Raw genomic sequence first — 20,022 nt, forward strand, 5'->3', positions numbered from 1 at the left:
CGCTAAAGTAAATTATATGAATGAACAACCATATTTGATTCCGGCTGCTTCGGCTGTTTTTGAAGAAGAAATCAAGAAGAGTGTCTTCATTACTCACCTCGCACATACACCGAGTATCGAGGCGGCTAAGCTGTTTGTTGATCAGATAAAACAAAAGCATAACGCCGCAAGGCACAATTGCTGGGGATTTGTTGCTGGGCGACCAGAAGATTCGATGAAATGGGGTTTTAGTGATGACGGTGAGCCTTCTGGGACTGCAGGTAAGCCAATATTGGCTCAGCTTTCTGGTTCTGGTGTTGGCGAACTGACGGCGGTAGTGACTCGCTACTCTGGCGGGATCAAGCTCGGCACAGGTGGTTTAGTGAAGGCGTATGGCGGTGGCGTACAACAAGCGCTTAAGCTGCTTCAAACTATAGAGAAAAAAATAACCACAAAATTGCGCCTAGAGTTAGACTATGGGTTTATGCCAATCGCCCAATCAATCATGTCGCAGTATCAAGTGGTAGAAGTTCAGGCGGAGTATGGTGTTCAGGTCGAAATGGTTGTAGAGATTGAACTGCTTCAAGTCGAAGCCTTTACTCAAACCATGATCAATAAAAGCGGTGCCAAGGCACTGGTCACTCAAGTAAAAGATAACTAGGAAGTGTGAAGCCTTTCGCTTCGTTCATTAGCTCATGCAATTTCGCTCAATTATTCGAATCGTCGGATTATTATTAGCACTCTTTAGTGTCTCAATGCTTGCACCCGCGCTGGTGGCATTGATCTATCGAGATGGTGCTGGTGTTCCTTTTGTTACGACTTTCTTTGTTTTACTTTTTTGTGGTGCTACCTGTTGGTTTCCAAACCGTCGTCATAAGCATGAATTAAAGGCCAGAGATGGCTTTCTTATCGTTGTTCTTTTCTGGACCGTAATCGGTAGTGCCGGTGCACTCCCTTTCTTAATCGCAGATAACCCAAACGTTTCTGTTACCGATGCCTTCTTTGAATCCTTCTCGGCTTTAACCACAACAGGTGCCACTGTGATTGTGGGGCTTGATGATCTGCCTAAAGCGATTCTTTTTTATCGCCAGTTCCTACAGTGGTTCGGTGGTATGGGGATCATCGTACTCGCGGTAGCGATTTTACCGGTATTGGGCATCGGTGGTATGCAGCTATATAGAGCGGAAATCCCTGGTCCTGTTAAAGACAGTAAGATGACACCGAGGATTGCCGAAACCGCGAAAGCACTTTGGTATATCTACTTAAGTTTAACTATTGCTTGTGCGGTGGCGTTTTGGTTGGCGGGGATGAGTTTCTTCGATGCAATTAGCCATAGCTTCTCGACTATAGCCATCGGTGGCTTCTCGACGCACGATGCCAGCATGGGTTACTTCAATAGCCCGGCGATTAACATGATCACGGTAGTGTTCCTGCTTATTTCGGCATGTAACTACTCTCTCCACTTTGCCGCATTTGCATCTGGTGGTGTTCATCCGAAGTACTATTGGAAAGATCCTGAGTTCCGTGCCTTTATCTTTATTCAAGCAGTGTTGTTTTTGGTTTGCTTCTTATTACTACTGAATCACCACTCTTACGACTCTTATTATGACGCGTTTGATCAGGCGCTGTTCCAGACGGTCTCGATTTCAACGACTGCCGGTTTCACAACTACGGGTTTTTCAGAGTGGCCACTGTTCTTGCCAGTTCTGCTTTTATTCTCTTCTTTTATAGGGGGGTGTGCAGGTTCGACTGGTGGCGGTATGAAAGTCATCCGTATTCTACTGCTGACCCTGCAAGGCGCTCGTGAAATGAAGCGCTTGGTTCACCCACGTGCGGTTTACACCATCAAGGTTGGTGGTACGGCACTTCCTCAACGTGTTGTTGATGCGGTATGGGGATTCTTCTCTGCTTATGCTCTGGTGTTCGTAGTCTGTATGCTGGCTCTTATCGCAACAGGTATGGATGAACTGAGTGCATTCTCTGCTGTGGCGGCGACATTGAACAATCTAGGCCCTGGTCTAGGAGAAGTAGCAGTCCACTTCGGTGATGTTAATGACAAAGCAAAGTGGGTATTGATTGTCTCTATGCTGTTTGGGCGCTTAGAGATTTTCACTCTATTAATTCTATTAACGCCTACGTTCTGGCGTAGCTAAGGAACCATTGTGGCAAAAGCACTATTTCTTTACTCAAGCCGAGAAGGGCAGACTAAAAAGATTCTTAACTATATAAAAGAAGAGATGGTGGAGTTTGATTGCGACATTCGCGATCTGCATACCGTCGGCGACGTAGATTTCGCTCAGTATGACAAAGTACTGATTGGTGCCTCTATTCGTTATGGTCATCTTAATAAAAAGCTGTATCAGTTTATTGAGCACAATCTTACTCAGCTTCAATCGAATAAAGTGGCGTTCTTCTGCGTGAACCTAACCGCTCGCAAAGAAGACCAAGGTAAAGATACGCCGGAAGGCAGTGCTTATATAAAGACATTCCTTAAGAAGTCTCCGTGGCAACCGTCTTTAATAGGTGTGTTCGCAGGTGCCCTCTATTACCCTAGATACAACTTCTTCGACAGAACCATGATTCGCTTTATTATGACGATGACTGGTGGTGAAACGGATACCAGTAAAGAAGTTGAGTACACCAACTGGCAAAAAGTCTCTTTATTTACTGAAAAACTCAAGAATCTATAAGAGAAAAGCCTACTTTTGAGGCGTTTTGTTTTCTTTTTAATCGAACAATTAAAAAAAGCAAAAAAACTTAAAAAAGGGCTTGCCAATGTGATCGCAATCTCTATAATGCCACCTCGCTGACACGGGATGGCTTCTTAGGAAACCAAAACGAATCAGCAAGCCAAATTAGCCAAGCTAAGCGCTTGAAAAAAGTTTTGAAAAAAGTGGTTGACACTAAAACTTAAATCGCTAAAATGGCCGTCCGATTTGAGCGAAGCTCAAAAAGGAAAAGCTCTTTAACAATTTAAACCTATCAATCTGTGTGGGCACTCGTTGATGAATATCAAAAATGAAACTTCGGTTTCAACTTGATTTCAATGAACTGAGTGACCAATCGATAATTTATTATCGGCACAGTCAATTCACAGTCACTATTCGTAAGAATAGGGAATGTAATCAGTATTCATTGAGTCACAAAATCTTAAATTGAAGAGTTTGATCATGGCTCAGATTGAACGCTGGCGGCAGGCCTAACACATGCAAGTCGAGCGGAAACGAGTTATCTGAACCTTCGGGGAACGATAACGGCGTCGAGCGGCGGACGGGTGAGTAATGCCTAGGAAATTGCCTTGATGTGGGGGATAACCATTGGAAACGATGGCTAATACCGCATAATGCCTACGGGCCAAAGAGGGGGACCTTCGGGCCTCTCGCGTCAAGATATGCCTAGGTGGGATTAGCTAGTTGGTGAGGTAATGGCTCACCAAGGCGACGATCCCTAGCTGGTCTGAGAGGATGATCAGCCACACTGGAACTGAGACACGGTCCAGACTCCTACGGGAGGCAGCAGTGGGGAATATTGCACAATGGGCGCAAGCCTGATGCAGCCATGCCGCGTGTATGAAGAAGGCCTTCGGGTTGTAAAGTACTTTCAGCAGTGAGGAAGGGGGTGTCGTTAATAGCGGCATCTCTTGACGTTAGCTGCAGAAGAAGCACCGGCTAACTCCGTGCCAGCAGCCGCGGTAATACGGAGGGTGCGAGCGTTAATCGGAATTACTGGGCGTAAAGCGCATGCAGGTGGTTTGTTAAGTCAGATGTGAAAGCCCGGGGCTCAACCTCGGAACTGCATTTGAAACTGGCAAACTAGAGTACTGTAGAGGGGGGTAGAATTTCAGGTGTAGCGGTGAAATGCGTAGAGATCTGAAGGAATACCAGTGGCGAAGGCGGCCCCCTGGACAGATACTGACACTCAGATGCGAAAGCGTGGGGAGCAAACAGGATTAGATACCCTGGTAGTCCACGCCGTAAACGATGTCTACTTGGAGGTTGTGGCCTTGAGCCGTGGCTTTCGGAGCTAACGCGTTAAGTAGACCGCCTGGGGAGTACGGTCGCAAGATTAAAACTCAAATGAATTGACGGGGGCCCGCACAAGCGGTGGAGCATGTGGTTTAATTCGATGCAACGCGAAGAACCTTACCTACTCTTGACATCCAGAGAACTTAGCAGAGATGCTTTGGTGCCTTCGGGAACTCTGAGACAGGTGCTGCATGGCTGTCGTCAGCTCGTGTTGTGAAATGTTGGGTTAAGTCCCGCAACGAGCGCAACCCTTATCCTTGTTTGCCAGCGAGTAATGTCGGGAACTCCAGGGAGACTGCCGGTGATAAACCGGAGGAAGGTGGGGACGACGTCAAGTCATCATGGCCCTTACGAGTAGGGCTACACACGTGCTACAATGGCGCATACAGAGGGCGGCCAACTCGCGAGAGTGAGCGAATCCCAAAAAGTGCGTCGTAGTCCGGATTGGAGTCTGCAACTCGACTCCATGAAGTCGGAATCGCTAGTAATCGTAGATCAGAATGCTACGGTGAATACGTTCCCGGGCCTTGTACACACCGCCCGTCACACCATGGGAGTGGGCTGCAAAAGAAGTGGGTAGTTTAACCTTCGGGAGGACGCTCACCACTTTGTGGTTCATGACTGGGGTGAAGTCGTAACAAGGTAGCCCTAGGGGAACCTGGGGCTGGATCACCTCCTTATACGAAGATATTCACGATAAGTGTCCACACAGATTGATACGGTTTAGAAAGTAAAAGAGACGAAGATATCCCAATATCTTCATGCAGTGTCCCGTTCGTCTAGAGGCCTAGGACACCGCCCTTTCACGGCGGTAACAGGGGTTCGACTCCCCTACGGGATACCATTGGGTCGTTAGCTCAGTTGGTAGAGCAGTTGACTTTTAATCAATTGGTCGCAGGTTCGAATCCTGCACGACCCACCATTCTTTCCACGAAGAATGGCTTTTGTTTCACTTTTTTAAAAAGTGAAAGCAAGAGGAAACTATCGTGGGCGATTAGCTCAGTTGGGAGAGCACCTGCCTTACAAGCAGGGGGTCACTGGTTCGAGCCCGGTATCGCCCACCATTCTCTAAATATTCTTGGAAGTTCAAAACTCCAAACCACAATTTAGGTTGCTGGTTGGATTTTTCGACTGTGAGAGTCTTTAGAAAATGAACTTCTAACGAAGTCTCATGCTCTTTAACAATTTGGAAAGCTGACTGATTTAAATAACAGAGTTATTTAAATCAAATTAAAAGTTCTCAATGTTTACTTTTCGAAGTAAACACAACACAAACACATTCAAGTGTCTTGTATTCGAATCAAACTTAGTTTGATTCACCATTGAGTCCGGCAAACACGTAATAAGAACTAACCCTTCTTATTACAACCAAAAACCTTGGTTGCTATTTTGTCTTCACTTTGAAAAGTGAAAGCAAACAGTCATACATTAAGACCTCTTCGGGTTGTATGGTTAAGTGACTAAGCGTACACGGTGGATGCCTTGGCAGTCAGAGGCGATGAAGGACGTATTAACTTGCGATAAGCCCAGATTAGGTAGTAAAAACCTTTTGAGTCTGGGATTTCCGAATGGGGAAACCCACTTACATAAGTAAGTATCTTGTTGTGAATACATAGCAACAAGAGGCAAACCGGGGGAACTGAAACATCTAAGTACCCCGAGGAAGAGAAATCAACCGAGATTCCGAAAGTAGCGGCGAGCGAAATTGGATTAGCCCTTAAGCTTTTAATGATGCAGGTGAAGGCTCTGGAAAGTGCCGCAATAAAGGGTGATAGCCCCGTAACCGACACATCATAATCAGTGAAATCGAGTAGGGCGGGACACGTGATATCCTGTCTGAATATGGGGGGACCATCCTCCAAGGCTAAATACTACTGACTGACCGATAGTGAACCAGTACCGTGAGGGAAAGGCGAAAAGAACCCCTGTGAGGGGAGTGAAATAGAACCTGAAACCGTGTACGTACAAGCAGTAGGAGCGGGCATTGTCCCGTGACTGCGTACCTTTTGTATAATGGGTCAGCGACTTATATTCAGTGGCAAGGTTAACCGTTTAGGGGAGCCGTAGGGAAACCGAGTCTTAACTGGGCGTTCAGTCTCTGGATATAGACCCGAAACCAGGTGATCTAGCCATGGGCAGGTTGAAGGTTGAGTAACATCAACTGGAGGACCGAACCGACTAATGTTGAAAAATTAGCGGATGACTTGTGGCTAGGGGTGAAAGGCCAATCAAACCTGGAGATAGCTGGTTCTCCCCGAAAGCTATTTAGGTAGCGCCTCGGACGAATACTACTGGGGGTAGAGCACTGTTAAGGCTAGGGGGTCATCCCGACTTACCAACCCTTTGCAAACTCCGAATACCAGTAAGTACTATCCGGGAGACACACGGCGGGTGCTAACGTCCGTCGTGGAGAGGGAAACAACCCAGACCGCCAGCTAAGGTCCCAAAGTATAGCTAAGTGGGAAACGATGTGGGAAGGCTCAGACAGCCAGGATGTTGGCTTAGAAGCAGCCATCATTTAAAGAAAGCGTAATAGCTCACTGGTCGAGTCGGCCTGCGCGGAAGATGTAACGGGGCTAAGCTATACACCGAAGCTGCGGCTGCACACTTTAGTGTGCGGGGTAGGGGAGCGTTCTGTAAGCCGTTGAAGGTGGTCTGTAAGGGCTGCTGGAGGTATCAGAAGTGCGAATGCTGACATGAGTAACGATAAAGGGAGTGAAAAACTCCCTCGCCGGAAGACCAAGGGTTCCTGTCCAACGTTAATCGGGGCAGGGTAAGTCGACCCCTAAGGCGAGGCCGAAAGGCGTAGTCGATGGGAAACGGGTTAATATTCCCGTACTTCTTACAATTGCGATGGGGGGACGGAGAAGGCTAGGTGGGCCTGGCGACGGTTGTCCAGGTTCAAGTACGTAGGCGGAAAGTTTAGGTAAATCCGGACTTTCTTAACGCTGAGATACGATGTCGAGCCACTACGGTGGTGAAGTCATTGATGCCATGCTTCCAGGAAAAGCCTCTAAGCTTCAGATTGTAAGGAATCGTACCCCAAACCGACACAGGTGGTCGGGTAGAGAATACCAAGGCGCTTGAGAGAACTCGGGTGAAGGAACTAGGCAAAATGGTACCGTAACTTCGGGAGAAGGTACGCTCTTATCGGTGAAGTCCCTCGCGGATGGAGCTGACGAGAGTCGCAGATACCAGGTGGCTGCAACTGTTTATTAAAAACACAGCACTGTGCAAAATCGTAAGATGACGTATACGGTGTGACGCCTGCCCGGTGCCGGAAGGTTAATTGATGGGGTTAGACTTCGGTCGAAGCTCTTGATCGAAGCCCCGGTAAACGGCGGCCGTAACTATAACGGTCCTAAGGTAGCGAAATTCCTTGTCGGGTAAGTTCCGACCTGCACGAATGGCGTAATGATGGCCACGCTGTCTCCACCCGAGACTCAGTGAAATTGAAATCGCTGTGAAGATGCAGTGTACCCGCGGCTAGACGGAAAGACCCCGTGAACCTTTACTACAGCTTGGCACTGAACATTGACCCTACATGTGTAGGATAGGTGGGAGACTTTGAAACCGCGTCGCTAGATGTGGTGGAGTCGTCCTTGAAATACCACCCTTGTAGTGTTGATGTTCTAACGTTGGTCCCTGAATCGGGATTACGGACAGTGCCTGGTGGGTAGTTTGACTGGGGCGGTCTCCTCCCAAAGAGTAACGGAGGAGCACGAAGGTGGGCTAATCACGGTTGGACATCGTGAGGTTAGTGCAATGGCATAAGCCCGCTTGACTGCGAGAATGACAATTCGAGCAGGTGCGAAAGCAGGTCATAGTGATCCGGTGGTTCTGAATGGAAGGGCCATCGCTCAACGGATAAAAGGTACTCCGGGGATAACAGGCTGATACCGCCCAAGAGTTCATATCGACGGCGGTGTTTGGCACCTCGATGTCGGCTCATCACATCCTGGGGCTGAAGTCGGTCCCAAGGGTATGGCTGTTCGCCATTTAAAGTGGTACGCGAGCTGGGTTTAGAACGTCGTGAGACAGTTCGGTCCCTATCTGCCGTGGGCGTTGGAAGATTGAAGGGGGCTGCTCCTAGTACGAGAGGACCGGAGTGGACGAACCTCTGGTGTTCGGGTTGTCATGCCAATGGCATTGCCCGGTAGCTAAGTTCGGAATCGATAACCGCTGAAAGCATCTAAGCGGGAAGCGAGCCCTGAGATGAGTCTTCCCTGGCGCTTTAAGCGTCCTAAAGGGTTGTTCAAGACTAGAACGTTGATAGGCAGGGTGTGTAAGCGCTGTGAGGCGTTGAGCTAACCTGTACTAATTGCCCGTGAGGCTTAACCATACAACACCCAAGGGGTTTTAATGGACTCAAAACATTGTTTCCGCTTTAAAAAGCAGAGGCAAACAAGAGCACTTGAATGAGTTTAGAGAATAAACAGCTTTCCAAATTACTTTTCTGAAAGAAAATCAGAGAAGAAAGAATTTGCTTGGCGACCATAGCGTTGTGGACCCACCTGATTCCATGCCGAACTCAGAAGTGAAACGCAATAGCGCCGATGGTAGTGTGGGGCTTCCCCATGTGAGAGTAGGACATCGCCAGGCTCCAAATTTATTTTCACTTTTCAAAAGTGAAGACAAAAAGCTTCGTTATTTGCACAGCAAATAACAACCTCAACAGTGTACTAATCTGTTGATGACAATTTGTTGGAGGGATGGCTGAGTGGTCGAAAGCACCGGTCTTGAAAACCGGCAACCGTTAATAGCGGTTCTAGGGTTCAAATCCCTATCCCTCCACCACCATTGAAAAGCCCGCTGAGAAATCAGCGGGCTTTTTTCATTTCTGTCGTATCAGAATCCAGCCAATAAAAAAGAGCACTAGCGTGCTCTTTTCTATGTTTCTACCAAACAGTCATCTCGCTCATTAATCCGTTAAATATTTCCCTTCTGCAACCTGCCAGAATGCTCGAATAAGTGGGTTATCCAATTGCGCTCGCTTACAACATACGCCTAATTCAAAGGGCTTAATTGGTTCTATCTTTAAGCGTTCAACCTTATCTCTTACTGGGCTGTTATTGATCACTACATCTGGGGCAATTCCAATACCACACCCAAGCGCCACCATACTAACTATCGCTTCATGTCCAGATACCTGAGCATAGATATTAGGTTTGATTTTTAGCTTCTTAAACCAGGCATTGGCACGCTCACGAGCTGTGCCTGCCTCTGGGATGATGAATGGCAGATCATTCCAATCGATGTGCTCAGCCTGTAGTTGTTGGCTGAAGCTACTGACTCCTGCTGGAGAAATAACAGATAGCGGGATATCACTAATCGTTTCAAATTCGAGGCGTGATGGAAGGATATCTGGCTTAGCGGAAATAGCGATATCGACTTCGTCATTGAGGATCTTATCTATCGCTTGAGCTGGGTCGCCCGTTGAGAGTTTAAATTCAATATAAGGATGGAGCGCTCGAAACTCAGTAATTAACTCAGGCAGATGACTATAGCTTGCAGTCACTGAGCAGAAGATTCGAATCTCACCTTTCAGCTCTTGTTCTCCGCCTTTTAAATGAAGGTTGTACTGTTGCCATTCACTGACAATATTGAGTGCAACGGGAAGCAATTGTTTTCCTGCTGGAGTGAGGTCGACACTACGGTTATCTCGAATCAGCAGCTCTTGCCCTGTTTCATCTTCGAGTTTCTGTATTTGGCGACTTAAAGCCGATGGGCTGACGTGCATCGCCGCCGCAGTCTTGCTGAAGTTTTTGCTGTCACACAAATGTATGAATAACTGTAATGATTTTATGTTCATATATTACGAATGTTTCCACGTTGCATTAATTGCAATAACTAATTGTGAATATATCACTTTAAGCAACCGTATGTCTGTTTTAGTATGAACTCATTCGGTAACAAAGCTACCGACCTCAACGGAAAAATTCTTAAAAGGAGCGCCCAGATGGCTAACTATTTCAATACTTTAAACCTACGCGAGCAGCTAGACCAATTAGGTCGTTGTCGTTTCATGGACCGCAGTGAATTTGCAACTGAAGCGGATTACCTGAAAGGTAAGAAAGTCGTTATCGTTGGTTGTGGTGCTCAAGGCCTAAACCAAGGTCTAAACATGCGTGATTCTGGTCTAGACGTAGCTTACGCACTTCGTCAGGCTGCGATTGACGAGCAACGTCAATCTTACAAAAACGCGAAAGAGAACGGTTTTGAAGTAGATAGCTACGAAAACCTAATCCCTGAAGCAGATCTAGTGATCAACCTAACTCCAGACAAACAGCATACAAACGTTGTTGAGACAGTAATGCCTCTAATGAAAGAGGGTGCTGCACTAGGTTACTCACACGGCTTCAACATTGTTGAAGAAGGCATGCAAATTCGTAAAGACCTAACGGTTGTTATGGTTGCACCTAAGTGTCCAGGTACAGAAGTACGTGAAGAGTACAAGCGTGGCTTCGGTGTTCCGACTCTTATCGCCGTTCACCCAGAGAACGATCCAAAGGGTGAAGGTTGGGATATCGCGAAAGCATGGGCTGCTGGTACTGGTGGTCACCGTGCGGGCTGTCTAGAGTCTTCATTTGTTGCTGAAGTGAAATCGGACCTAGTGGGCGAACAGACTATTCTATGTGGCATGCTACAAGCAGGTTCTATCGTTTCTTACGAGAAGATGGTTGCTGAAGGTATCGATCCGAGCTACGCAGGTAAGCTTCTACAGTACGGTTGGGAAACTGTTACGGAAGCACTAAAGTTTGGTGGTGTGACACACATGATGGACCGTCTATCAAACCCGGCGAAAATCAAAGCGTTCGAGCTTTCTGAAGAGCTAAAAGATCTAATGCGTCCACTGTACAACAAGCACATGGATGACGTAATCACAGGTCACTTCTCTAGCACTATGATGGCTGACTGGGCAAACGACGATGCGAACCTACTAGGCTGGCGTGAAGAGACAGGTCAAACTGCATTCGAAAACTACCCTGAAGGTGATGTTGAAATCTCTGAGCAAGAGTACTTCGACAACGGTATCCTAATGGTTGCGATGGTTCGTGCAGGTGTTGAACTAGCATTCGAAGCAATGACTGCATCTGGCATCATCGATGAGTCTGCGTATTACGAATCTCTACATGAGCTTCCACTAATCGCGAACACGGTTGCTCGTAAGCGCCTATACGAAATGAACGTAGTAATCTCTGATACAGCTGAATACGGTAACTACCTATTTGCAAATGTAGCAACGCCATTACTGCGTGAGAAGTTCATGCCTTCAGTATCGACAGACGTGATTGGTAAAGGTCTAGGTGAAACATCTAACCAAGTCGACAACGCTCGTCTAATTGAAGTTAATGAAGCTATCCGTAACCACCCAGTTGAGTACATCGGTGAAGAGCTACGTGCTTACATGAGCGACATGAAACGTATCGCAGTAGGCGGCTAATTTCGTAACTCGACACGATAGCAAGAATTTAAAGAACTCCAAAAAATTGGAGTCATAAATAAAAAACACAACATCTAATTAAAAGGCTTGGTCGCCGTTGACCAAGCCTTTTTGTTTTTACAGAGCTCGCCAACTTGTTCCTGAAGATGTGGACCATGTATGTCTTAACTATCACGCCTTAAAGCAATGGAAGAGTATTGCTTGGAGTATACCTTCCAGAATATGAGCGTATAAAAAAGGGTTGATGCTTACACATCAACCCTTTTGTATTTTTGCATTTACGCTTATTTGTCAGCTAGCTTCGCTTCTAGATCTGCTAGTTTTTGTTCCATCTCAGTCAGCTTCTGACGTGTACGCAGTAGAACCTGAGTTTGAACATCGAACTCTTCACGGCTGACAACGTCTAGCTTGTTTAGTTGGCCTTGGATAACTTGGCGAACCTTTTGGTCCACATCAGAACCTAGCTCTTTCACTGGCTGAGGCATAGAGTCATGGATTTGTTTCGCAATCTGCTCTAGTTTTTTTGGATCAAACATATCAATTAAAACTCCTGATTATTTCCTACTATTCTATTTAATCGCAGTGGAGATGTCGCCTGTGGCGTATAAAAAAAGGCCACCGAAGTGACCTTTTTGCGATTAACGTGAAACTCGAGGTTAGTTGTTGTCAGCTAATTCTCTTTGAGCTGCTTTTGCCTCGTCGACACGAGCCAGTTTCTCTAGGTCTTTATCTTCAACAAAAACCGGTAGTGGCTTGTGTTTCTCTGCTAGGTAGCTGTAGATAACAGGCAGTACGAACAGAGTAAAGATAGTACCAATAGCCAAACCAGCAACGATTACGATACCGATACTAAAGCGCTGAGCTGCACCTGCACCACTTGCGTACATCAGTGGGATAAGACCAGCAATCATTGCTGCAGTTGTCATTAGGATCGGACGTAGACGAACCTTCGCCGCTTCCATCACCGCTTCAATACGTGATTTCTGGTGGTGTAGCTGTTCTTCTTTTGCAACCTCACAAATCAAGATACCGTGCTTGGTAATCAGGCCAACCAGCGTGATCAAACCGACTTGTGAGTAGATGTTCATGGTTGCTGCACCCCACGCAAGGGCAATCAATGCACCACAGATTGCTAGCGGTACCGAAACCATGATAACCAGTGGATCTTTCACAGACTCGAACTGAATCGCCAGTACTAGGAAGATGATCGCCAGTGCTAGACCAAATGTTGCGTATAGCGCGCTACCTTCGGTTACGTATTGGCGAGCCTCACCCATGTAGTCATGGTTGTAACCACTTGGTAGCTTGGTCTCTGCAATGTTTTCAAACCATGCAATTGCGTCACCCATCGCAGCGCCTGGAGCAGGTACTGCACCAATCGTTGCTGAGTTTAATTGGTTGAAGTGAGGAAGAGAGCGAGGCTCTGCCACCACATCAATGGTAATCAAGCTGCCTAGAGGAACGGCTCTGCCATCAGCTGCACGTACGTAGTAGTTGTTCATCGACTCAGGGTTAAGACGGAATTTACGCTCAACCTGTGGGATAACCTCGTACGAACGACCATTGAGGTCGATACGGTTTACGTAACCATCTGACATCATGGTACCTAGCGTGATACCGATATCTTGCATTGTCACGCCGTAAGCACCGGCTTTGTCTTTATCGATGTTGATCTTCATGGTTGCTGAGTCGTAGTTCAGATCAAGATCTGAGTAAACGAATAGCGGGTTTGAAGATACTTCTGCCAGAATGTCAGTCGTGATCTGGAAAAGGCTCTCAAAGCTGTTTGGTGTTGTGATAACAAACTGAATTGGAAGACCTGAACCTGCACCTGGAAGCTCTGGCATTTGGAACGCCGTTACTGCCATCCCTGGTACATCTTTAACTAACTCACCGACACGGTTAGCCACTTCTGATTGACTTGTCTCACGCTCACTCCAAGGCACCATAGATGCAATACCAAAGGCTTGGTTTGCGTTTGGTACACCGGTAAATACTTGAGCGTACGCTACTTCTGGTTGATCAGATAGAATCGTATTGACGTCGTTCATGGTGTTTTGCATGAAGTCTAGGTTCGCATTCGATGGTGCGGTACCCATAAGCATGATTACACCTTTATCCTCAGATGGCGCAAGCTCACTAGGGATAAATTTGAACAGCATTGGCAGGCTGGCAAATACGATGATAGCAAAACCGATGAACACCGGACGATGTTGCATAACAGCGCCAAGCATGCGCTCGTAGCGGTTAGTCATACCATCAAGAACACCGTGTACCTTCTGCTCAAACTTGCTTGGCTCAGCGTGAGCTTTAAGCATTTTTGAACACATCATCGGTGAAAGCGTCAGTGCCACGATACCGGATACAAAAACCGAACCGGCAAGTGTCAGTGCGAACTCTTTAAATAGTGAGCCCGTGATGCCACCCATCATCGCGATCGGCGCGTATACCGCACCTAGCGTTAGCGTCATTGCAATAACTGGAACCGCGATTTCACGAGTACCGATGATTGCTGCACGGAATGGCGACTCACCAAGCTTGATGTGACGGTCGACGTTCTCAAGAACAACGATCGCATCGTCTACTACCAGACCGATCGCGAGTACCATTGCCAGTAGTGTCATTAGGTTCCATGAGAAGCCCATCGCCTGCATTACCATTGCCACACCGATTAGAGACAGTGGAATAGTAACGATTGGAATCAGTACCGCACGGAACGAACCTAGGAACAGGGTGATAACGACCAGTACGATCAAGGCCGCTTCAAGAATGGTCTTAATAACCTCTTGAATAGACTCATTTATAGCGATGGTCGAGTCATACATCACGTTCATCGAGATGTTGCTTGGTAGGTTCTTCTCTAGTTGAGGAAGAAGCTCAAGTACATCTGCTGCAATATTGATCGGGTTAGCACTCGGTGCTGCGTTGATCGCTGCTACAACAGCCTCTTGGCCATTGGCACTCGCACGATAAACATCATGGCTCTTCTCAAGAGATACCTTAGCAATGTCAGACAGACGAATGATCTCGCCTTCGCCACTTCTTACAACAAGGTTTTCTAGCTCTTCAGTATTTGAAACCTGTGTATCGGCACTACCGTTGTAAAGTACGAACTCACCCGTTGCTTGGCCTGTTGCCGATTGGTAGTTGTTGGCGTTCAATACCGTCATAACATCGCTAGCAGTTAGGTCAACTGCCGCCATTTTTGACGGATCTAGCCATACACGTAGTGCGTATTTCATACCACCATATAGATCAACTTTCGATACACCGTTTACCGTGAATAGCTGCGGGTTAATTACACGTTCTAGGTAGTCGGTAATCTGACTCGAAGCCAACTCATCACTGGTAAAGCCAATGTAGAGTACCGCCGTAGTTGAACCTGTAGACATCGTTACGGTTGGATCTTCTGCCTCTTTTGGAAGCTGAGAACGTACCGAGTTTGTCTTGGCCAATATGTCCGACAGAGCCGCGTTTGGATCTGTGTTCAACTTCATGTTGACGGTAATGGTAGAGCTACCAAGAACCGACGATGAAGTCATATAGTCAATATTATCCGCCTGAGCAACAGCTTGCTCTAGGGGTTGGGTAATAAAACCTTGTATAAGGTCGGCACTCGCACCGTAGTAACTCGTGGTAACGGTTACTACGGTATTCGTCATTTCTGGGTATTCACGCACCTGCATTTTGAAGATTGCTTGCAAGCCAAGCAGGGCTATCAAAAAGCTGATGGATACCGCTAGAACTGGACGTTTAATAAAAACATCAGTAAAGCGCATTGTGACTCCAATTATAACTGTGGTGTTTCAGAAGGTGGGGTGATTGCATCACTCTCAACAACTCGCACCTTGGCACCATTACTTAGACGAACTTGACCTGAAGTCACCACTACATCACCGGCTTTCACACCTTCAAGGATGTGTGCGATGTCTGCAGTACGTTCGCCTACTTTTACTACGTGTTGTGTTACGCGTTTCACGCCATCTTCTTCAGTCAAGATGTAAACATTGTCACCGTATAGAGTGAAAGTGATCGCTGTTTGTGGCAGCGCAACTTGGTTCTCTAGAGTCGGTAGAATGATGTTGGCACGAGCGAACATACCGCTACGTAGCTTGCCATCACTGTTTGGAATGTCTGCTTGAACTTGAATCAGACCACTTTGCACGCTTACTGCTGGCTCGATAGCACTGATTGAGCCTTCAAACGGTGTCTCTGGGTAAGCATCAACAAAGATATCAACCGCTTGGCCAACATTAATGCGTGAGATGTCCGTTTGAGAAACCGTGAAGCGCAGGCGCATCACACTGGTGTCTTCTAAACGTACGATGTCTGTACCTGATTGTAGGTATTGACCTAGGTAAACATTACGAATACCCACAGTACCGTCGAATGGTGCGCGAATTTCACGACGAGCGATCGAAGCCTTTAGGCTCTCAATATCAGCCGATAGAGAGAAGTAGTTCGCTTCTGCTTCATCGTATGCTTCTTTTGAGATAGAACCTTTCTTGAATAGACCTTGGTAACGCTTGTACTTAGCTTGAGCAGCCGGTAGACGCGCTTGAGAGCTTTTCAGATTAGCTTTCTCAACGTCTGAATCTAGGCGAACTAATAGTTGGTCGCTCTTAACCTCAGTACCAGATTCAAAAGAGATTTGATCGATAACGCCGCTGGTTTCGTTCGCCAGTGTCACACCTTGGTTGGGTTCGATGAAACCGATAGCTTCGATTACTGGAACCCAGTCGATCGGTTGAACGTCAGTTACCGTTACTGGGAACTCAGGCTCAGGTCGGTTTGCCATGTATTCAGCAATTTTTTGTTGTTTGAACATGTTGAACCCAATTACGCTGCCAAAAAGAAGCACAGCGATGAGTAACATGAAGAAAGTCCACTTTTTCATTATGGTCAAAACTCCGATCAGTGTTTAATTATTGCGTCCCAGCTCGCTTCAATGGCTGCTTCGAGAGCCTCATCATCGAGATGGTAAAAACCTAAAGAATGCTTACGCGCGAGTGAGACACTTGCCGCTAAGCTCAGCCCACCTAATACTTCATTATCAAGTGGTTTAAATAGCCCTTGCTCTTTGCCTTCGTTAAACAACAGCTCAACTTGGGCAAACATTTTTCTTTCTAGTTCCCTGAAAGTTTTACTATTTGTTACAGGTAAAGAGTCATATTGAACGCGGTTTTTGATTGCCGCTAAATTGGTACCAGCCAAGTTCCATATGTTGAGCCACATAGTTCTGTAACGCTGCTTGATCGGTGCGGAGTCATCGACTCCATGTTGAACCGCTTCTGCAATGCGTTGAGTAACTTGAATACGCACCTCTTCAATTAAGTGCTCTTTATCATCGAAATAGCGATATATAGTGCCAGCAGCGACTCCTGCTTCTTTCGCCAACTTTTGCATTGAAAGGCCTTGAAAACCTTCCGCTGCGATCAGTGTCTCGGCGGCAGAGAGTATCTGTAAGCGCTTATCCTGAGAGGTATGATTGGTCATAATCTCATCACTAGTGAATGAACGTTCATTCATTATAGCTCAAGAACCATACATTCGTGCAAGTTAGTTTTATACAAAAAGCGTAAAAATCTTGTATAAGAGAACGTAGCATTCAAAACATTGCAGCATTATTATAGTCGCGAATTCCAATTGACCCTGAGATGACATCGAGAATCTAATGAGACTGAACCCAAGACAAGACGAAGCCGTGAAGTACGTGTCGGGCCCCTGCTTAGTATTAGCGGGAGCTGGATCGGGTAAAACACGTGTTATCACTAATAAGATCGCCTATTTGGTTCAGGAGTGTGGCTACAAAGCTCGAAATATTGCGGCTGTGACTTTTACCAACAAAGCCGCGCGCGAAATGAAAGAGCGTGTGGGGCAAACATTAGGCAAGAATGAATCAAAAGGGCTGATTGTCTCAACGTTTCATACTATGGGTTTGAACATCATCCGTCGTGAATACAAAGCACTTGGCTTGAAAGCTGGGTTTTCTCTGTTTGATGATCAAGACCAACTGGCTCTACTCAAAGAGCTAACGGAAAAGCAGATCGATGGCGACAAGGATCTTCTGCGTCAGTTACTGAGCACAATCTCGAATTGGAAAAATGACATGCTCACGCCAGATCAAGCGAAAGCGCGCGCTAAGAGTGAGCAAGAGCAGCTATTTGCCTTCTGTTTCGAGATGTACCAAAAGCAGATGAAGGCGTATAACGCTCTCGATTTTGATGATCTGATTGCGATGCCCGTATTGCTGCTGAAAACCAATCAAGAAGTGCGTGAACGTTGGCAGTCGCGTATTCGTTATTTGTTGGTCGATGAGTACCAAGATACCAACACCAGCCAATATGAGTTAGTGCGTCTATTAGTCGGCGAGCGCGGTCGTTTGACGGTGGTAGGCGATGATGACCAATCTATTTACTCATGGCGTGGTGCGAAACCGCAAAACTTGGTGCTACTTGGCGAAGACTACCCGAATCTTCGTCTAATCAAGCTAGAGCAGAACTATCGCTCAACCAGTCGTATCCTGCGAGCAGCTAATATCCTGATCGCCAATAACCCGCACGTTTATGAAAAGTCTCTTTTTTCAGAGATCCCAGACGGCGAAAAGCTCAAGGTACTCAATGCTAAGAATGAAGACCATGAAGCAGAGCGTATTACTGGTGAGATCATCGCGCATAAGTTTTTAAATCGTACCGACTATAAAGATTATGCGGTGCTCTACCGCGGTAACCACCAGTCGCGTTTGATAGAAAAAGCGCTGATGCAGAACCGTATTCCTTACAAAATCTCCGGCGGCACTTCTTTCTTCGCTCGCGCAGAGATTAAAGACATCATGGCTTACCTGCGAGTGTTGGTGAACCCAGATGACGATAATGCCTTCCTACGTATTGTGAATACGCCACGCCGTGAGATTGGTCCTGTGACACTTGAGAAGTTGGGTAGTTACGCTAATATGCGTGGCAAGAGTTTGTTTGAGGCAAGCTTTGAAATGGGCTTGGAGCAGACTCTGACTGGGCGAGGCCTAGAGAACCTGCGCCGATTCACCGACTGGATTGTCCGTATTTCTGATAATGCTGAGCGTGGTAATACGGTCGATGCCGTGCGTTCTTTGGTTCGTGATATTAATTACGAAGATTGGTTATACGAAACCTCTGCAAGTCCGAAAGCGGCAGAGATGCGTATGAAGAACGTCTCTGATCTTTACAGCTGGATCGTGGCTGACCTCGAGGGTGACAACTACGATAAAGAAGAGAAGACATTGAGAGAGGTGGTTCAGCGATTGACTCTGCGTGATATGATGGAGCGCGGTGAAGATGATGACGATGCAGACCAAGTTCAATTGATGACACTACACGCTTCAAAAGGTCTGGAGTTTCCGTATGTATATCTCATGGGGGCTGAAGAGGGGATTCTTCCACACCAAACCAGTGTTGATGAAGGCAATGTCGAAGAAGAGCGCCGATTGATGTATGTAGGCATCACTCGTGCTCAGAAAGAGCTAACCTTTACTAAGTGCCGTGAACGCCGACAATTTGGTGAGCTGATTAAGCCGACACAGAGCCGTTTCTTAGATGAACTGCCGCATGATGATGTGGAGTGGGAAACAGTGAAAAAGCCTCAATCTCAAGAAGAGCGTATGGAGAAAGGCCAAGCGCATATTGCGAACATCCGAGCGATGTTTAATAAGAAATAAGCCAGAAAAACAAAAAGGAGACCATTTGGTCTCCTTTTTTAGAATTTCGGTTTACTTACAGACCTGCGATCATGTGCTCGATAGCGTCTTTGATCTCATCATCTGAACAGTCCATACATGAACCTTTTGCTGGCATCGCATTGAAGCCGTTGATTGCGTGGTCAGCAAGAATGTCTCGACCTTGAGCAATACGAGGAGCCCAATCTGCAGCATCACCCGTTTTAGGTGCGCCACTTACGCCTGAAGCGTGACAAGCAATACAAAAAGTACCATAAACAGTTGCGCCATCACGAGGACCAGTTGGTTCTGCAGCAACGGGTTCGCTGCCAACTAGGTAAACTTGACCAACGGGCTTGATGCGCTCAGCAATAGCGTCTTGCTCTGCTTGGCTCAGTTCTGATGCGACCGCTGTCGTTGAAAAAGTCACTGCTGCGATGACAAGGCTTAAAATTCGACGAGACATATCCATTAAACTCACTTTACATTCCCAAGGTAAGTACGTGCCTACCAATTATAGTGTTAGAGGGGTGTGTTGATTTTAGTTGCAAAAAGCGACTGTTAAATCAATGTAAATAATGGGTGATTATATCCCGATAAGTTGTTGCAATAAACAACAACTTATAGGCAATAGGGGGTTCTAGTACTCAAATAAGGGGTTTATCACATATTAACTGTCGAAAAAGAGAGCAAACGAGAAAAAAAATAAAAAAAGTACTAGACGACCTAGGGTGATATACGTATTATTCCACTCCGCCGACAGGGCATGCGCCTGTAGCTCAGCTGGATAGAGCGTTGGCCTCCGGAGCCAAAGGCCGAAGGTTCGAATCCTTTCAGGCGCGCCATCCGGACACTTGTTTCGACAAGTGAGTATTGGCAAGAAA

The 20,022-nt window shown here is 46.6% G+C and carries 11 protein-coding genes, 5 tRNA genes and 3 rRNA genes; 13 read left to right on the plus strand and 6 right to left on the minus strand.

What is annotated here, in order from left to right; genetic code table 11:
- Positions 1-16: 16 nt before the first annotated feature.
- From OCV50_RS00090 to OCV50_RS00135, 10 genes are all read left to right on the plus strand, one after another.
- Positions 17-640 carry a YigZ family protein gene (locus OCV50_RS00090; protein WP_261903371.1) on the plus strand — a complete coding sequence of 208 codons (624 nt, stop codon included), beginning with the start codon at positions 17-19 and terminating at the stop codon, positions 638-640.
- A gap of 34 nt (positions 641-674) precedes the next feature.
- The gene (locus tag OCV50_RS00095) at positions 675-2,132 is read left to right on the plus strand and encodes a TrkH family potassium uptake protein (RefSeq protein WP_032548605.1); all 1,458 of its coding nucleotides are present in this window, start codon (positions 675-677) and stop codon (positions 2,130-2,132) included.
- Positions 2,133-2,141: 9 nt separating this feature from the next.
- Positions 2,142-2,669 (plus strand): menaquinone-dependent protoporphyrinogen IX dehydrogenase, encoded by a 528-nt coding sequence (gene hemG, locus OCV50_RS00100; RefSeq protein ID WP_261903372.1) that lies wholly within the window; start codon positions 2,142-2,144, stop codon positions 2,667-2,669.
- A gap of 462 nt (positions 2,670-3,131) precedes the next feature.
- A 16S ribosomal RNA gene (locus OCV50_RS00105) occupies positions 3,132-4,684 on the plus strand.
- Between the two features lie 88 nt (positions 4,685-4,772).
- Positions 4,773-4,848 (plus strand) — tRNA-Glu (locus tag OCV50_RS00110).
- Positions 4,849-4,850: 2 nt separating this feature from the next.
- Positions 4,851-4,926 (plus strand) — tRNA-Lys (locus OCV50_RS00115).
- 66 nt (positions 4,927-4,992) lie between these two features.
- Positions 4,993-5,068, plus strand: a tRNA-Val gene (locus OCV50_RS00120).
- Positions 5,069-5,454: 386 nt separating this feature from the next.
- Positions 5,455-8,346: ribosomal RNA gene (locus OCV50_RS00125) — 23S ribosomal RNA — on the plus strand.
- A gap of 144 nt (positions 8,347-8,490) precedes the next feature.
- Positions 8,491-8,606 (plus strand): 5S ribosomal RNA (gene rrf / locus OCV50_RS00130).
- Together the 16S, 23S and 5S rRNA genes with 4 tRNA genes alongside form the textbook arrangement of a ribosomal RNA operon.
- A gap of 104 nt (positions 8,607-8,710) precedes the next feature.
- Positions 8,711-8,801, plus strand: a tRNA-Ser gene (locus OCV50_RS00135).
- 124 nt (positions 8,802-8,925) lie between these two features.
- Here the strand turns inward: OCV50_RS00135 and ilvY are convergent.
- Positions 8,926-9,816: an HTH-type transcriptional activator IlvY gene (gene ilvY / locus OCV50_RS00140; RefSeq protein ID WP_032551007.1), complete on the minus strand. Its 891-nt coding sequence runs from the start codon at positions 9,814-9,816 to the stop codon at positions 8,926-8,928.
- A gap of 147 nt (positions 9,817-9,963) precedes the next feature.
- Between ilvY and ilvC the strand changes: the two genes are divergently transcribed.
- The gene (gene ilvC, locus OCV50_RS00145) at positions 9,964-11,448 is read left to right on the plus strand and encodes a ketol-acid reductoisomerase (RefSeq protein WP_261903373.1); all 1,485 of its coding nucleotides are present in this window, start codon (positions 9,964-9,966) and stop codon (positions 11,446-11,448) included.
- 284 nt (positions 11,449-11,732) lie between these two features.
- On the opposite strand, the gene ubiK is transcribed toward ilvC, so the two are convergent.
- The 4 genes from ubiK to OCV50_RS00165 form a co-directional block, all read right to left on the minus strand.
- Entirely contained in the window at positions 11,733-11,984 is a 252-nt protein-coding gene (gene ubiK / locus OCV50_RS00150; protein ID WP_032551009.1) for a ubiquinone biosynthesis accessory factor UbiK, read from the minus strand.
- A gap of 120 nt (positions 11,985-12,104) precedes the next feature.
- Positions 12,105-15,227 (minus strand): multidrug efflux RND transporter permease subunit, encoded by a 3,123-nt coding sequence (locus tag OCV50_RS00155; protein WP_261903374.1) that lies wholly within the window; start codon positions 15,225-15,227, stop codon positions 12,105-12,107.
- An 11-nt stretch (positions 15,228-15,238) separates the two neighbouring features.
- Positions 15,239-16,345, minus strand: coding sequence for an efflux RND transporter periplasmic adaptor subunit (locus tag OCV50_RS00160; RefSeq protein WP_239842158.1), 1,107 nt, complete (start codon positions 16,343-16,345; stop codon positions 15,239-15,241).
- A 17-nt stretch (positions 16,346-16,362) separates the two neighbouring features.
- On the minus strand, positions 16,363-16,944 hold the full coding sequence (locus tag OCV50_RS00165; protein WP_239842308.1) for a TetR/AcrR family transcriptional regulator: 582 nt from the start codon (positions 16,942-16,944) through the stop codon (positions 16,363-16,365).
- A 178-nt stretch (positions 16,945-17,122) separates the two neighbouring features.
- On the opposite strand from OCV50_RS00165, the gene rep reads away from it, so the two are divergent.
- Entirely contained in the window at positions 17,123-19,141 is a 2,019-nt protein-coding gene (gene rep, locus OCV50_RS00170) for a DNA helicase Rep (RefSeq protein ID WP_261903375.1), read from the plus strand.
- A 55-nt stretch (positions 19,142-19,196) separates the two neighbouring features.
- Here rep and OCV50_RS00175 read toward each other — a convergent pair whose 3' ends face one another.
- Entirely contained in the window at positions 19,197-19,610 is a 414-nt protein-coding gene (locus OCV50_RS00175) for a c-type cytochrome (protein WP_239842160.1), read from the minus strand.
- A gap of 296 nt (positions 19,611-19,906) precedes the next feature.
- Here OCV50_RS00175 and OCV50_RS00180 point away from each other — a divergent pair.
- Positions 19,907-19,983: transfer RNA gene (locus OCV50_RS00180), tRNA-Arg, on the plus strand.
- The last annotated feature ends 39 nt before the right edge of the window (positions 19,984-20,022 follow it).

The organism is Vibrio fortis (assembly GCF_024347475.1).
Lineage (GTDB): Bacteria > Pseudomonadota > Gammaproteobacteria > Enterobacterales > Vibrionaceae > Vibrio > Vibrio fortis.

Excerpts from the sequence above, each read along its gene's own strand:
- OCV50_RS00160 (WP_239842158.1), bottom strand. The coding sequence starts at position 16,345 with ATGAAAAAGTGGACTTTCTTCATGTTACTCATCGCTGTGCTTCTTTTT.
- OCV50_RS00090 (WP_261903371.1), top strand. The coding sequence starts at position 17 with ATGAATGAACAACCATATTTGATTCCGGCTGCTTCGGCTGTTTTTGAA.
- ubiK (WP_032551009.1), bottom strand. The coding sequence starts at position 11,984 with ATGTTTGATCCAAAAAAACTAGAGCAGATTGCGAAACAAATCCATGAC.
- ilvC (WP_261903373.1), top strand. The coding sequence starts at position 9,964 with ATGGCTAACTATTTCAATACTTTAAACCTACGCGAGCAGCTAGACCAA.
- OCV50_RS00165 (WP_239842308.1), bottom strand. The coding sequence starts at position 16,944 with ATGACCAATCATACCTCTCAGGATAAGCGCTTACAGATACTCTCTGCC.
- OCV50_RS00155 (WP_261903374.1), bottom strand. The coding sequence starts at position 15,227 with ATGCGCTTTACTGATGTTTTTATTAAACGTCCAGTTCTAGCGGTATCC.
- ilvY (WP_032551007.1), bottom strand. The coding sequence starts at position 9,816 with ATGAACATAAAATCATTACAGTTATTCATACATTTGTGTGACAGCAAA.
- OCV50_RS00175 (WP_239842160.1), bottom strand. The coding sequence starts at position 19,610 with ATGGATATGTCTCGTCGAATTTTAAGCCTTGTCATCGCAGCAGTGACT.
- rep (WP_261903375.1), top strand. The coding sequence starts at position 17,123 with ATGAGACTGAACCCAAGACAAGACGAAGCCGTGAAGTACGTGTCGGGC.
- OCV50_RS00095 (WP_032548605.1), top strand. The coding sequence starts at position 675 with ATGCAATTTCGCTCAATTATTCGAATCGTCGGATTATTATTAGCACTC.